Origin of the sequence: Streptomyces luteogriseus (assembly GCF_014205055.1) — a bacterium.
GTDB lineage: Bacteria > Actinomycetota > Actinomycetes > Streptomycetales > Streptomycetaceae > Streptomyces > Streptomyces luteogriseus.
Genome location: NZ_JACHMS010000001.1, coordinates 5,720,946 through 5,734,387, shown reverse-complemented (window position 1 = coordinate 5,734,387; position 13,442 = coordinate 5,720,946). Strand labels below are relative to the sequence as shown.

Genomic DNA, 13,442 nt, shown 5'->3' with positions numbered 1-13,442 from the left:
TCATGACCATCGAGATCCACAAGGTCACCGCGCACATCGGCGCCCGGGTCGGGGGCGTCGACCTCACCCGGCCCCTCGACCAGGAGACCTCCACCGCCCTGCGCGAGGCGCTCAACGTCCACAAGGCCCTGGTCTTCGACGCGGAGGGCCTGGACGACGCCGGCCAGCAGGCCTTCGTCCGCCACTTCGGGGACATCACCACCGCCCATCCGACGGTGTCCGCCGTCGACGGCGCCCCGAACGTGCTGCCCGTCGACAGCGAGGGCGGCCGGGCCGCCAACCACTGGCACACCGACGTCACCTTCGTGCTGAACCCGCCGCAGGCCACCAGCCTGCGCAGCATCACCGTTCCGCCCTACGGCGGCGAGACGCTGATCGCCAGCTCGGCCGCCGCCTACCGCAACCTGCCCGAGTCGCTGCGGAACCTCGCCGACACCCTGTGGGCCGAGCACACCAACGACTACGACTACGCCGTCCCCGAGGAGGACGTCGACGAGGAGCAGTCCGCCCGGCGCGCCCAGTTCACCTCGATCAAGTACCGCACGGTCCACCCCGTGGTGCGCGTCCACCCGCTGACCGGCGAGCGCGGGCTGTTCATCGGCGGCTTCGCCCAGCGGATCGTGGGCCTCTCGCCCGGCGAGTCCCGCAAGATCCTCGACCTGCTCCAGGCGTACGTCACCCGGCCGGAGAACGTCCTGCGCCACCGCTGGTCGCCGAACCAGCTCGTCCTGTTCGACAACCGCATCACCCAGCACTACGCCGTCGACAACTACGACGGCCGGCCCCGGCGCCTGCACCGGGTGACGGTCGCCGGGGACGTCCCGGTGGCGGTGGAGGGCAAGGAGAGCTACGTCATCGAGGGCGACGCCTCGCACTACTCACCGGTCGCCGCCTAGCCACACAGAGCGACGCGACCGTCCGGATGGTGGGATGCCTCTCCGTGTGAGCGGAGAGGCATCCGAGACTGGCGGCGTTTTTGCCCTCGTACGCCTCTCACGCACAGGACGAGCCGCGCCCATGCCCAGCAGCACCACCACAGGGACCCCGCCCAGCACGGACGGCACCTCCCTGTCCCACGGCCTGAAGCAGCGCCATCTGTCGATGATCGCCCTCGGCGGGGTGATCGGAGCCGGTCTGTTCGTCGGCTCCGGCGCCGGCATCGCCGCGGCCGGTCCGTCGATCGTGGTCGCCTACGCCCTGTCCGGTGTCCTCGTGATGCTGGTGATGCGGATGCTCGGCGAGATGTCGGCCGCGTATCCGTCGTCGGGGTCGTTCTCGGCGCACGCGGAGCGGGCGATCGGCCCCTGGGCCGGATTCACCGCCGGCTGGTCCTTCTGGGTGCTGCTCTGCACGGCCGTCGGCCTGGAGGGCATCGGCGCCGCGAAGATCGTCAGCGGCTGGCTGCCGGGCACGCCGGAGTGGGCGTGGGTCGCGCTGTTCATGGTCGTCTTCTGCGGCACGAACCTCGCGGCCGTGAAGAACTTCGGCGAGTTCGAGTTCTGGTTCGCGGCGCTGAAGGTCGGCGCGATCACCCTGTTCCTGGTGCTCGGCGTCCTGGCGATCCTCGGGATCCTGCCCGGCACGGACTCCCCCGGCGCGAGCCACCTCACGGACTTCCTGCCGAACGGCGGTGAGGGCCTGGTCATCGGCCTGCTCGCGTCGGTCTTCGCCTACGGCGGCCTGGAGACGGTCACCATCGCGGCGGCCGAGTCGGAGAACCCCGTCAAGGGCGTCGCGACCGCGGTCCGCACCGCGATGTGGCGCATCGCGCTGTTCTACATCGGCTCGATGGCCGTCATCGTCACGCTGGTGCCGTGGGACTCCCAGGCGGTCGTGGACAAGGGCCCGTACGTCGCCGCCCTCGACGAGCTCGGCATCCCGGGCGCCGGCCAGCTGATGAACGTGGTCGTCCTGGTCGCCCTGCTGTCCGCCATGAACGCCAACATCTACGGCGCCTCCCGCATCGCCTACTCGCTCGTGGAGCGCGGCCAGGGCCCGAAGGGGCTGGGCCGGGTCTCGGGCGGGGTGCCGCGGATCGCCGTGCTGGCGTCCTCCGTCTTCGGGTTCCTGTGCGTGCTGCTGAGCTACTGGCGGCCCGACGACGTCTTCGCCTGGCTGCTGAACATGATCGGCGCGGTCATCCTGGCCGTCTGGATCTTCATCGCCGTCTCACAGCTGCGTCTGCGCCGCCGCCTGGAGCGCGAGGCACCCGAGAAGCTGGCCGTGCGCATGTGGGCGTTCCCCTGGCTGACCTGGGTCGCCCTGGCCGGCATGGCCGCGGTCTTCGTCCTGATGGCCCGGGAGCCGGACACGCGGGTGCAGCTGTACTCGACGGGCGGGATGATCCTGGTCCTGGCGGCCGTCGGGTACGGGTGGCAGAAGGCCCGCGCCAAGCAGTAGGAGATCCACCGCCTTGGGCCCCCGCGAACCCTTCCTGCTGCTAGCGTGCAGTTGCAAGCAAGTTGCAATAAGAGGTCCGGAGGGGATCCCGCCCATGCCCGTCTACACGCTGCCTGAACTGCCCTACGACTACTCCGCGCTCGCCCCCGTGATCAGCCCCGAGATCATCGAGCTGCATCACGACAAGCACCACGCCGCCTATGTGAAGGGCGCCAACGACACGCTGGAGCAGCTTGCCGAGGCGCGGGACAAGGAGACGTGGGGGGCGGTCAACGGGCTGGAGAAGAACCTGGCCTTCCATCTGTCCGGGCACATCCTGCACAGCATCTACTGGCAGAACATGACCGGCCCGAAGGACGGTGGCGGTGAGCCGCTGGCCGCCGACGGTGTGGGGGAGCTCGCCGACGCCATCGTCGAGTCGTTCGGGTCGTTCGCCGGCTTCAAGGCGCAGCTGACCAAGGCCTCCGCGACCACACAGGGTTCGGGCTGGGGCGTGCTCGCCTACGAGCCGCTGAGCGGGCGGCTGATCGTGGAGCAGGTCTACGACCACCAGGGCAACGTCGGCCAGGGCGCCACCCCGATCCTCGTCTTCGACGCCTGGGAGCACGCCTTCTACCTGCAGTACAAGAACCAGAAGGTCGACTTCATCGAGGCGATGTGGCAGGTCGTCAACTGGCAGGACGTGGCGCGCCGTCACGAGGCCGCCAAGTCCCGGGCGGATGTGCTGCTGCTGGCCCCCTGAGGCCGTGAAGCGTCCTGCCTCGTGATCGTCTTCTCACCCTTCACGAACGGCAGGCGGAAAGAAGGGAGCCCCCGCGAGGACGTGACTCGCGGGGGCTTTCCGTGGTGTGCGCGCTACGGCTTGCGGCCCAGCCCGCCGTGCTGGCCGATCGGCTCGTCCGGCGCGCCCGGCTCGGGATGCCACAGCGGCACCGAGACCACGCCCGGTTCCACCAGCTCCAGGCCCTCGAAGAACGCCTCGATCTGTTCGACCGGCCGCAGGAAGTACGGGACCGCGCCCGTCTCGTTGTAGGCGTCCTGGGCCTGCTCGTAGGCCGGATCCGTGCCGCGGGAGCCCTCGTTGAGGGAGAGGTGGCTGCCCGGGGGCAGACCGGCCAGGAGACGGCGGACCAGGTCGCGGGCCTGCTCGTAGTCGGCCACGTGCCCCAGGATGCCGCTGAGGATCAGGGCCGTGGGCCGGGTGAGGTCGAGGGTCTTCCCGGCGGCCTCCAGGATCCGCTCGGGCTCGTAGAGACTGACCGGCTCGTACGCCGACACGCCCTCGGGGGTGGAGGTGAGCAGGGCGCGGGCGTGCGCGAGGACCAGCGGGTCGTTGTCGACGTAGACGACGCGCGACTCGGGAGCGAGGCGCTGGGCCACCTCGTGGGTGTTGTCGACCGTCGGCAGGCCGGTGCCGATGTCGAGGAACTGCCGTACGCCGGCCTCCTGGACGAGGTACCGGATGCTGCGGCCCAGGAAGGCACGGCTGCTGCGGGCGATGGTCACGATGCCGGGGAAGACGGCGGTGTACGCGTCACCCGCCGCCTCGTCCACCGGGTAGTTGTCCTTGCCGCCCAGCCAGTAGTTCCAGATCCGGGCCGAATGCGGCACCGATGTGTCGATCTGCGTCATGTGCCCATGGTGCTACGGCACATCGGCCTCGCACGGCACATTGAGTGAGAGGAGTGCGGCGGAACCGTCGGGGTTCATGCGCAGTTCGCTGATCGCCGCGTTCCGCAGCCGGGGGAGCACTCTGCGGTACTCGGCGACGGGGATCGACAGCAGGGTGCACAGCACCAGGCGCAGCAGGGTGTTGTGGGCGACGACCAGGACGCGTTCGCCGGAGTGGGCGGCGGCGATGTCCCGCAGGGCGCGCACGCCGCGGGCCGCCGCCGCCAGCGGGTCCTCGGCGCCGGGGAAGGAGTGCGCCACCGGGTCGGACCGGTAGGCCGCGGCCCACTCCGGGTCCTCGGCCTCGAACTCGGCGAGCGTACGGCCTTCGACCACGCCGAAGTCGCATTCACGCAGGTGGGGTTCGCTCTGGGAGGTGAGTCCGAGGGCCCGGCAGGCGGGCTCGGCGGTGGCGACGGCGCGGGACAGCGGGGACGTCCAGATCGCGTCGACGGGATGGGCGCCGGCCCACCGCCCGAGGGCCTCGGCCTGGGTGCGGCCGGTGTCGGTGAGGTCGATGTCGCTGATGCCGGCGTAGCGGTTCTCCGCGTGCCAGACGGTCTGTCCATGGCGGACCAGCAGAAGGGTCGTACTCATGATGCGGAAGTATCCCGGCTCAGTCGGCTGTGTGCGTGCGCGGCGACCGGCGCGGGCAGCCAGCCGCGGTCCCGCAGGGCGTCGACGAGACGCGCGTACGGCTCGGCGAAGACGGCCGTGCGGCCGGGGCGGGGTTCGACGAGGGTCCGGACGCGGACCATGCGCTCGGCGACGTCCGCGAGCGCATCGCCCCCCGACGCCCCGTACGCGGCGAGCGCCGCCATGCCCAGGGCCGGTTCGGTCTGCTCGGGGACGCGGGCCGGGCGGCCCAGGATGTCTGCGCGCAGCTGGTTCCAGTAGGGGCTGCGGGCGCCACCCCCCGTGAAGGTGAGCGGGCCGTCGAGGGGAGCGCCGAGGTGGTGCAGGTAGTCCAGGCACAGGCGTTCGGCGAAGCCGACGCCCTGGAGGAGCGCGGCCCACAGGTCGGCGTCCTCCGCGGGGTCGCCCAGGACCAGCGCGGTCGCCTCCGGCGCCCGGAACGGGAACCGCTCCCCCGGTGACACCAGCGGGTAGGCGACCGCGCGGGACGGCTCGTACGCGGCCGCCCGCGCGTCCATGCCGGCCGGATCGGCGTCGGGGAAGCGCGCCGTGAGCGCCCCGGCCCCGACGCTCGACGCCCCGCCCGGCAGCCAGGTGCCGTCGGGAGCGCGGTGGTTGTAGACCACGCCGGCGGGGTCGCGGACCGGGTCGCGGGCGGCGCCCTTCAGCACGAGCGTGGTGCCGAGCACGGAGTTCCAGGAGCCGGGCCGCAGTGCGCCCGACGCGATCTGGGCCGCGCAGCCGTCGGTCATGCCGGCGAGCACCGGTGTGCCGGCGGGGATGCCGGTGGCGTCGGAGCCGGCCGAGGAGACCTCGCCGAGGCGCGTCCCGGGGCGGACGACGCTCGGCAACAGGCTGTCGGGCACGCCCAGTCCGGCCAGGGCGGCCTGCGGCCAGCGGTCGCCGTCGAGGTCGTAGCCCGTCTTCAGGGCATGGCTGGAATCGGCCGGGGGCGGCTGGCCCGTGAGCCGGGAGACGACCAGGTCGGGCTGGTGTGCCAAGCGCAGCGAGCCGCCGCCGTACTCCCCGAGCAGCCACAGCGCCTTGGGCAGCGCCCAGGTGTCCTGGACGGCGAGCCCCGCCTCACGGGCCCGCGCGGCTTCGGTCTTCGCCCGACCGTCGTCGTACATCAGCGCGGGGCTCACCGGGCGGCCGGAGCCGTCGGTCAGCAGGACCGTGCCGGACGTGCCGCACACCGCGAGGCCGCCGACCGGCAGGCCCGGGGGCGCGGAGCCGAGGGCCGCCCGGGACGCCGTGCACAGCGCCGCCCACCACCGCAGCGGGTCCTGCTCGTGCCGCACCCCGTCCCGCCGGCCCGTCAGCGGGGCCGAGCCGCTGCCGAGGACCTGGCCGTCGGCGGTGACGAGCAGCACGCGCACGCTCTGCGTGCCGAGGTCGATACCCAGCCAGCCCGCACCCTCGTCCACCATCCGGAACCTCCCGTGCCGTCGCAGCCGGATCTGTGAACTTCTCACTGTGCACCGATATTTTCCCGTGCGCGAGGGATTGACGCCCAACTTCAGCCGTTCCACCCTCTGTTAACGAGTCGACTCGACGTGTTAACCAGGCTCCACGCGGAGGTACGGATGGACACGCACGTGCACGACCGCCGGCGCTTCCTCGCCCTCGCCGCCGGGGCGGCCGCGGCCCCGCTGCTCACGGCCTGCGGCGCCGGTTTCGGCGGCAACGACGACAAGAGCGACGGGTCCGCGGCGGACGACGTCACCGGTTCCTTCGACTGGAAGCGGGAGAAGGGCACCACCGTCAAGGCCCTGCTCAACAAGCACCCGTACACGGACGCCCTCATCGCCGACCTGAAGTCGTTCACCGAGAAGACCGGCATCAAGGTCGAGTACGACGTCTTCCCCGAGGACAACTACTTCGACAAGCTCACCGTGGACCTGTCCAGCGGGCGTGCCTCCTACGACGTCTTCATGCTCGGCGCGTACATGGTGTGGCAGTACGGCCCGCCGAACTGGCTGGAGGACCTGGGCCCCTGGATGCGCAACTCCTCGGCGACGGGCGCCGAATGGGACCAGGCGGACTTCTTCCCGAACCTGCTCCAGGCCGACCAGTGGTCTCTCAAGGCGGGCGCGCCGCTCGGGCAGGGCGGGCAGTACGCGCTGCCGTGGGGCTGGGAGACCAACGTCGTCGCCTACAACACCGAACTGTTCAAGAAGCTCGGCGTGAAGCCGGCCGAGACGTTCGACGAACTGACCGAACTCGCCGGCACCATCAAGCGCAAGGCGCCGGGCGCCGGCTTCGACGGGATGTACGGGATAGCCGTACGCGGGTCCAGGAGCTGGGCCACCATCCACCCGGGCTTCATGACGATGTACGCCCGCAACGGGCTGAAGGACTTCACGGTCGACGGCGGGAAGCTCACCCCCGCCATGAACAGCCCCGAGGCCGTCGCCTTCACCGAGGACTGGGCCCGCATGGTCAAGCGGGGCGGGCCGCCGTCCTGGACGTCGTACACCTGGTACCAGTGCTCCAGCGACCTGGGCGCGAAGAAGGCCGGGATGCTGTTCGACGCCGACACGGCCGCCTACTTCCAGGCGGTGAAGGGCGCCAGCCCCGCCTCCGGGAAGATCGCCTTCCACCCGGGGCCGAAGGGGCCCGGCGGGTCGCTCGCCACCAACATGTGGATCTGGTCGCTCGGGATGAACGCCAAGAGCAAGAAGAAGAGCGCCAGTTGGCTGTTCCTGCAGTGGGCGACCGGCAAGGACCACCTGCGCAGGAGCGCGATCGCCCACAACCACATCGACCCGGTGCGCAAGTCCGTCGCCGACGACGCCGCCTACAAGGACAAGATGCGGCATCTGCCGGGTTTCCTGGAGACCTTCGAGACGGTCGTCGACCAGACGAAGATCCAGTTCACCCCGCAGGCGCAGTTCTTCGACGCGACGACCAGCTGGGCGGCGGCCCTCCAGGAGATCTACGGCGGCAAGGGCGCGCAGTCGGTCCTGGACGGGCTGGCGGACGACCTCGCCGGCAAGGTGGGCTAGCCGATGGGGTGGCGGCTCACCCTGCGCCCGTACCTCCTGATCGTCCCGGCACTGCTGCTGACCTGCGGGATCCTCTACCCCTTCGGGCTCGGGCTGTACTACACGCTGTTCGACTTCTCGGCGAGCAAACCGCAGCCGGACATGGTGCGGTTCGAGAACTACAGAGCCGTCTTCACCCAGGAGGCGTTCTGGAACTCGGCGTGGGTGACGGTGCTGTACGCGGTCGGGGCGGCCCTCACCGAGACCGTGCTCGGCGTGGCCGTCGCCCTGCTCCTGTACCGCTCGTCCCTGCTGGGCCGGGTGCTGGAGAAGATCCTGATCCTGCCGCTGATGATCGCCCCGGTGATCGCGGCGATCATCTGGAAGCTGATGCTCCAGCCGTCGGTCGGGGTGGTCAACCACCTGCTCAAGCCCTTCGGGCTGGGCGGGGTGCAGTGGACCGACACCCCGACGGGCGCGCTGCTGTCGTCGATCGCCGTGGACGTCTGGGTCTACACCCCGTTCGTGGCGATCCTCGCCCTCGCCGGTCTGCGGTCGCTGCCCACCTCCCCGTTCGAGGCGGCGGCCGTGGACGGCGCGGGGTGGTGGTACACCTTCCGGCGCCTGACCCTGCCGATGCTGTGGCCGTACGTCCTGGTCGCGGTGATCTTCCGGTTCATGGACTCGCTGAAGGTGTTCGACATCATCTACGCGCTCACGGAGGGCGGGCCGGGTGACTCGACCGTCGTACTCCAGATCCGGGCCTACCTGGAAGCCATCCGCTTCCAGCGCTACTCCTTCGGGATCTCCTACACGATCGTCCTGTGGGCCGTGGTCTACCTGGCCGCCATGGTGCTGGTGAAACACCTGGGGAAGATCCAGCGGAAGGCCGCGGAGGTCACCACATGAAAAAGCGCCTGGTGGGATGGCTGTGCGACGCGGCCCTCGTCCTCTACTTCGTCTTCGCGCTGTTCCCGATCGCCTGGATGGTGATCCTTTCGCTGAAGCCGGCCGACCAGCTCTTCTCCACCTACTTCTCCTTCTCCCCCACCCTCGACGGCTACCGGACGGTCCTCGGCGACAGCGAGGGCATCCCGTTCGTGCGGTTCTTCGTCAACAGCCTGGTGGTGTCGGTGGGGGCGGTCGTGCTGTCCCTGGTCGTGGGACTGCCGGCGGCGTACGCCTCGGCGCGGTGGCGGTTCAAGGGCTCGGAGAACCTGATGTTCACGCTGCTGTCGTTCCGCTTCGCACCCGAACTCACCGTCATCATCCCGCTGTTCGTGCTGTACCAGAAGCTCGGTCTCTTCGACACGTACGTCGGCATGGTGTGGGTGCTGCAACTCGTCACGCTGCCGCTGATCGTGTGGATCATGCGGTCCTACTTCGCCGATCTCACACCGGAGCTGGAGCAGGCCGCCCTGCTGGACGGCTACACCCGCAAGCAGGCGTTCTTCAGGGTGGCGCTCCCGCTGGTCAAGCCGGGCATCGCGGCCGTGTCACTGCTGGCGTTCATCTTCGCCTGGAACAACTTCGTCTTCCCGCTGATCCTCACCTCCAACGAGGCCCAGACGGTGACCGTGGGCGCCCTGTCCTTCCTCGGCGGGGACCGGCCCAAGTACAACCTCACGGCCGCCGCCGCGCTGATCTCCGTCGTACCGCCGCTGCTGCTGGCGCTGACGATCCAGCGGTATCTGGTGCGCGGCCTGTCGTTCGGGGCGGTGAAGTCTTGATCCGGCTGAGCGGGATACGCAAGGCGTACGGGAGGACACTCGCGCTCGACGAGCTCGAACTGGAGGTGCGGGAGGGCGAGTTCTTCTGCCTGCTGGGCCCCTCGGGCGCCGGTAAGACCACGACCCTGAAAACCGTCGCCGGGCTCGAACAGCCCGACTCCGGCACGGTCGTGCTCGACGGCGAGGACATGCGGGGGGTCGAGCCGTACGACCGGGGCGTGGCGATGTGCTTCGAGAGCTACGCCCTCTACCCGCACCGCTCGGCCTACGACAACCTCGCCTCGCCGCTGCGCTCGCCCCGGCACCGGCTGCCCGCCGCCGAGGCCCGGCAGCGGATCGGCGCGATCGCCGAGCTGCTCGGCATCTCCGGGCTGCTGGACCGGCCCGTGGGCCAGTTGTCCAACGGCCAGCGGCAGCGGGTCGCCCTCGGCCGGGTGCTGGTCCGCCCCGCCCGGGCCTTCCTCCTCGACGAGCCGCTCTCCCACCTCGACGCCAAGCTCCGCCAGCAGATGCGGGCCGAACTGAAGGCGATCGGGGCCGTGCAGCACACCACCACCCTCTACGTCACCCACGACTCGGTCGAGGCGCTCGCGCTCGGTGACCGGATCGGGGTCATCCGGGAGGGGCGGATCGTGCAGACCGGCACCCGGGAGGAGATCTGGTACCGGCCCCATGACACCGAGGTCGCGCGGGCCTTCGGCCGGCCCCGGATCAACCTGCTGCCGGGAGTGGTGACGGAGCACGGCGTGCGCTCGGACGGCGGGGTGGAACTGCCGGTCCGGTCACAGGCCGCACCGGGCACGGACGTCCTGGTCGGTCTGCGCCCCCGGGACCTCGCCCTGCACGGCGAGGGCCACGAACTGACCGGGACCGTGTACGTCACCGAGGTGCTCGGCCGGTCCGTGGAGGTCACCGTGCGGCTCGGGTCCGGGGAGCAGCGGGTGTCGCTGGTGGCCCCCAGGGCCGACGCGGCGCGCCTTCGTGCGGACGATCCGGTACGGCTCGTGGTCCGGCCTGAGAACCTGCTGCTGTTCGAGGCCGACCGGCCGGAGCGACCGGGACGACGGATAGAGACACAGCCATGAGCAGCAACAGCAGTGGTGGACAGCAGGGGCCCGCGGCGCGGCAGGCGGCCATGGCCGAGCAGGTGCTGGCCGACGGCTCGGCCACGGCGGCGGAGCTCGCCGAGCGGTTCGGGGTGAGCCTGATGACCATCCACCGGGATCTCGACGAGCTCGAACGGCAGGGCATCGTACGGAAGTTTCGGGGCGGGGTGACCGCGCAGCCGTCAGGGGTCTTCGAGTCGAACGTGCAGTACCGGCTGAAGAGCATGCGCGCCGAGAAGGCGGCCGTCGCCGAGCACGCGCTGCGGATGGTCGAGCCCGGGATGGCGATCCTGCTGGACGACTCCACGTCCACCCTGGAGATAGCCAGACGGCTGCGCACGGCCGAGGTCACGCCGCTGACGGTCGTCACCAACTTCCTGGAGGCCATCAACCTCCTGTCCGACCAGCGCGGCATCCATCTGATGGCGCTGGGCGGCGACTACGACCCGCTGCACTCCTCGTTCCTCGGAGTGTCGTGCGTGGAGGCCGTCCAGCAGCTCCGGGTGGACGTGTGCTTCGCGTCGACGTCGGCCGTGCACGGGGGTTACGCCTACCACCAGGAGCAGCACATCGTGTCGGTGAAGCGGGCGATGCTCGACGCGGCGGCGCGGAACGTCCTGCTGATCGACCACACCAAGCTCGGCCGGGTCGCCCTGCACCGGGTCGTCCCGCTGTCCCGCTTCGACACGCTTCTCGTGGACGACGGGGCGTCGCCGGAGGCACTGCGGGATCTGGATGAGCACAAGGTCCGTTACGAGGTTTGCGCGACGAAGGGCGGCCATGACGAGCGGAACGGGACTGGAGCTACGTGAACTGCGAAAGACCTACCGGTCACGTGGGCGGCCTTCCGTGGACGCCGTCCGCGGGATCGACCTGACCCTGCGGTCCGGGGAGCTGCTCGGGCTGCTCGGGCCGTCCGGATGCGGCAAGTCGACCACGTTACGGATGATCGCCGGGCTGGAGTCCGTCACCGGCGGGGACATCCTGGTCGGCGGGGCGTCGGTCGTCGAACGGCCCGCCCAGCAGCGGAACATCGGGGTCGCGTTCGAGAACTACGCGCTGTATCCGCCGCTGTCGGTCGCGGAGAACCTGGCGTTCGGGCTGAAGGCCCGGCGCGGGGCCGCCCGCGGTTCCAGGAACGATGTCGAGCGCAAGGTGAAGGACATCGCCGAGCGGGTCGGCCTGACCGGCCTCCTCGGCGCCCGCCCGGCCGGCCTCTCCAGCGGCCAGAAGCAGCGCGTCTCCCTGGCCCGCGCCCTGATCCGCGAACCCGACGTCCTGCTCCTCGACGAGCCCCTCTCCCACCTGGACGCGGCCCAGCGCGACTCCACCCGACGGGAACTCAAGCGCATCCAGAAGGACTTGGGCCACACCACCATCCTCGTCACCCACGACCAGGAGGAGGCCCTCTCCCTCGCCGACCGGATCGCCGTGATGAAGGACGGCGTCATCCAGCAGCTCGGCACGCCCTATGAGATCTACGACAGTCCGGCCAACGTGTTCGTCGCGGACTTCGTCGGCGAACCGGCGATCACCCTGCTGCCCGGCATCGCCGGCGACGGCCACGCACGGCTCTCCGACGCGGTGCGCCTCGCCCTGCCCGTGCCGGTGGACGAGGGCCGTGAGGTGGTGGTCGGGATCCGCCCCGAGGACGTCCGGCTCACCGCCGAAGGCGGCCTGCCCGCCCGGGTCGTCGCCCACGAACCGCTGCTGGAGTCGGGCCTGGCGACCCTCGCCCTGGACGGTGTCGAACGGCATCTGGTCGTCCTCACGGATCCCGAGGTGCGGCTCGCCCACGACGAGCGGGTCCGGGTCGCCGCCGACCCCCGGCACACCCATGTCTTCGACGCCGAGACAGGAGCCTCACTGCGATGACTGACGGAAACAGCGTGCGTGTCGTGGCCGCCGGTGACCACTTCGTCCTGCCGTCGCTGATCGCGCGGGCGGTGGAGCACGAGGTGGGGCGGGCGGACGTCCGAGAGCTGGAACTGGGCTGGCCGCTGGAGCCGTTCGGGCCGGTCGCCGAGGTGCAGGAGGCCAGCGACGCCGAGGACGCGGTGATCGAGGCGCTGGCCGGGGCGGAGGTCCTGGTCACGCAGATGGGACCGGTGACGGAGAAGGTCCTCGCCGCCTGCCCGGATCTGAGGCTGGTCGTGGTCTGCCGGGGCGGGCCGGTCAACGTCAACCTGGACGCGGCCAGGGACCACGACGTGCGGGTGTGCTTCGCGCCGGGCCGCAACGCCGCCGCCACCGCCGAGTTCACCGTGGGGATGATGCTGGCCGCCCTGCGCCGCATCCCCCAGGCCCACGACCCGCTCGCCCGGCAGGGCAGCTGGGAGGGCGCGACGTACTACACCTACGAGCGGAGCGGTCTTGAGCTGGAGGACCTGCCCGTCGGTCTGGTCGGGTACGGGGCCGTCGGCAGCCGGGTCGCGCGGGTGCTGTGCGCGTTCGGGGCCCGGGTGATGGTCCACGACCCGTATGTGCACGGCGAGATCCACGGCCTGCGGGTGGCCTCCCTCGACGACCTCCTGCGCCGCTCCCAGGTGATCACCCTGCACGCCCGGCTCACGCCCGAGACGCGGGGCCTGATCGGCGCCCGGGAGCTGGGGCTGCTGCCGTCCGGCGCGGTGGTGGTGAACGTGGCCCGGGGCCCGCTGCTGGACGAGGGCGCGCTGTGTGACGCGCTGGAGAGCGGGCGGCTGTCGGCGGCGGCTCTGGACACCTACGAGCGGGAGCCGCTGCCGGCGGAGTCCCGGCTGCTGGGGCTGGCCGACCGCGTGGTCCTCACCCCCCACCTGGGCGGGGCGTCGCGTGCGGTCGCGGAGAAGGCCGCCCGGATCGCCGCCCAAGAGGTGGGCCGCTGGGTGCGCGGGGAGCCGCTCGCGCACTGTCTGACCTGAGGACCGACC

13 protein-coding genes are annotated in these 13,442 nt (G+C 70.9%); 10 read left to right on the top strand and 3 right to left on the bottom strand.

What is annotated here, in order from left to right; all coding sequences use genetic code 11:
• Positions 1 to 2 precede the first annotated feature (2 nt).
• The 3 genes from BJ965_RS25445 to BJ965_RS25435 all read left to right on the top strand — a co-directional run bounded on the left by BJ965_RS25445 (position 3) and on the right by BJ965_RS25435 (position 3,142).
• On the top strand, positions 3 to 896 hold the full coding sequence (locus BJ965_RS25445) for a TauD/TfdA dioxygenase family protein (RefSeq protein ID WP_184911115.1): 894 nt from the start codon (positions 3 to 5) through the stop codon (positions 894 to 896).
• 121 nt (positions 897 to 1,017) lie between these two features.
• Positions 1,018 to 2,400: an amino acid permease gene (locus tag BJ965_RS25440; RefSeq protein ID WP_184911113.1), complete on the top strand. Its 1,383-nt coding sequence runs from the start codon at positions 1,018 to 1,020 to the stop codon at positions 2,398 to 2,400.
• Between the two features lie 94 nt (positions 2,401 to 2,494).
• Entirely contained in the window at positions 2,495 to 3,142 is a 648-nt protein-coding gene (locus BJ965_RS25435) for a superoxide dismutase (RefSeq protein ID WP_184911111.1), read from the top strand.
• A gap of 113 nt (positions 3,143 to 3,255) precedes the next feature.
• Here the strand turns inward: BJ965_RS25435 and BJ965_RS25430 are convergent, their stop codons facing one another.
• From BJ965_RS25430 to BJ965_RS25420, 3 genes are read right to left on the bottom strand one after another with little or no spacing between them, the layout of a single operon-like run.
• Positions 3,256 to 4,032, bottom strand: coding sequence for an SAM-dependent methyltransferase (locus BJ965_RS25430; RefSeq protein ID WP_184911109.1), 777 nt, complete (start codon positions 4,030 to 4,032; stop codon positions 3,256 to 3,258).
• Between the two features lie 12 nt (positions 4,033 to 4,044).
• Positions 4,045 to 4,668: a histidine phosphatase family protein gene (locus tag BJ965_RS25425; protein ID WP_184911107.1), complete on the bottom strand. Its 624-nt coding sequence runs from the start codon at positions 4,666 to 4,668 to the stop codon at positions 4,045 to 4,047.
• Positions 4,665 to 6,137, bottom strand: coding sequence for an FGGY-family carbohydrate kinase (locus BJ965_RS25420; RefSeq protein ID WP_184911105.1), 1,473 nt, complete (start codon positions 6,135 to 6,137; stop codon positions 4,665 to 4,667). Before BJ965_RS25420 ends, BJ965_RS25425 begins: the two co-directional genes overlap by 4 nt.
• Before the next feature lie 156 nt (positions 6,138 to 6,293).
• Between BJ965_RS25420 and BJ965_RS25415 the strand changes: the two genes are divergently transcribed.
• The 7 genes from BJ965_RS25415 to BJ965_RS25385 are packed head-to-tail and all read left to right on the top strand — an operon-like array spanning position 6,294 to position 13,433.
• Positions 6,294 to 7,715: an ABC transporter substrate-binding protein gene (locus tag BJ965_RS25415; RefSeq protein ID WP_184911104.1), complete on the top strand. Its 1,422-nt coding sequence runs from the start codon at positions 6,294 to 6,296 to the stop codon at positions 7,713 to 7,715.
• A 3-nt stretch (positions 7,716 to 7,718) separates the two neighbouring features.
• Positions 7,719 to 8,603 (top strand): carbohydrate ABC transporter permease, encoded by an 885-nt coding sequence (locus BJ965_RS25410; protein WP_184911102.1) that lies wholly within the window; start codon positions 7,719 to 7,721, stop codon positions 8,601 to 8,603.
• On the top strand, positions 8,600 to 9,424 hold the full coding sequence (locus BJ965_RS25405) for a carbohydrate ABC transporter permease (RefSeq protein ID WP_184911100.1): 825 nt from the start codon (positions 8,600 to 8,602) through the stop codon (positions 9,422 to 9,424). Before BJ965_RS25410 ends, BJ965_RS25405 begins: the two co-directional genes overlap by 4 nt.
• On the top strand, positions 9,421 to 10,509 hold the full coding sequence (locus tag BJ965_RS25400; protein WP_184911098.1) for an ABC transporter ATP-binding protein: 1,089 nt from the start codon (positions 9,421 to 9,423) through the stop codon (positions 10,507 to 10,509). The genes BJ965_RS25405 and BJ965_RS25400 overlap by 4 nt, the downstream gene beginning before the upstream one ends.
• Positions 10,506 to 11,342, top strand: coding sequence for a DeoR/GlpR family DNA-binding transcription regulator (locus BJ965_RS25395; RefSeq protein ID WP_184911096.1), 837 nt, complete (start codon positions 10,506 to 10,508; stop codon positions 11,340 to 11,342). Before BJ965_RS25400 ends, BJ965_RS25395 begins: the two co-directional genes overlap by 4 nt.
• Positions 11,343 to 11,379: 37 nt before the next feature.
• On the top strand, positions 11,380 to 12,405 hold the full coding sequence (locus BJ965_RS25390; RefSeq protein WP_313667012.1) for an ABC transporter ATP-binding protein: 1,026 nt from the start codon (positions 11,380 to 11,382) through the stop codon (positions 12,403 to 12,405).
• Complete coding sequence (locus tag BJ965_RS25385; protein WP_184911091.1) at positions 12,402 to 13,433, top strand: 2-hydroxyacid dehydrogenase; 1,032 nt, start codon at positions 12,402 to 12,404, stop codon at positions 13,431 to 13,433. Before BJ965_RS25390 ends, BJ965_RS25385 begins: the two co-directional genes overlap by 4 nt.
• Positions 13,434 to 13,442 lie beyond the last annotated feature (9 nt).

Excerpts from the sequence above, each read along its gene's own strand:
- BJ965_RS25430 (WP_184911109.1), bottom strand. The coding sequence starts at position 4,032 with ATGACGCAGATCGACACATCGGTGCCGCATTCGGCCCGGATCTGGAAC.
- BJ965_RS25435 (WP_184911111.1), top strand. The coding sequence starts at position 2,495 with ATGCCCGTCTACACGCTGCCTGAACTGCCCTACGACTACTCCGCGCTC.
- BJ965_RS25405 (WP_184911100.1), top strand. The coding sequence starts at position 8,600 with ATGAAAAAGCGCCTGGTGGGATGGCTGTGCGACGCGGCCCTCGTCCTC.
- BJ965_RS25420 (WP_184911105.1), bottom strand. The coding sequence starts at position 6,137 with ATGGTGGACGAGGGTGCGGGCTGGCTGGGTATCGACCTCGGCACGCAG.
- BJ965_RS25445 (WP_184911115.1), top strand. The coding sequence starts at position 3 with ATGACCATCGAGATCCACAAGGTCACCGCGCACATCGGCGCCCGGGTC.
- BJ965_RS25385 (WP_184911091.1), top strand. The coding sequence starts at position 12,402 with ATGACTGACGGAAACAGCGTGCGTGTCGTGGCCGCCGGTGACCACTTC.
- BJ965_RS25440 (WP_184911113.1), top strand. The coding sequence starts at position 1,018 with ATGCCCAGCAGCACCACCACAGGGACCCCGCCCAGCACGGACGGCACC.
- BJ965_RS25410 (WP_184911102.1), top strand. The coding sequence starts at position 7,719 with ATGGGGTGGCGGCTCACCCTGCGCCCGTACCTCCTGATCGTCCCGGCA.
- BJ965_RS25415 (WP_184911104.1), top strand. The coding sequence starts at position 6,294 with ATGGACACGCACGTGCACGACCGCCGGCGCTTCCTCGCCCTCGCCGCC.
- BJ965_RS25425 (WP_184911107.1), bottom strand. The coding sequence starts at position 4,668 with ATGAGTACGACCCTTCTGCTGGTCCGCCATGGACAGACCGTCTGGCAC.
- BJ965_RS25395 (WP_184911096.1), top strand. The coding sequence starts at position 10,506 with ATGAGCAGCAACAGCAGTGGTGGACAGCAGGGGCCCGCGGCGCGGCAG.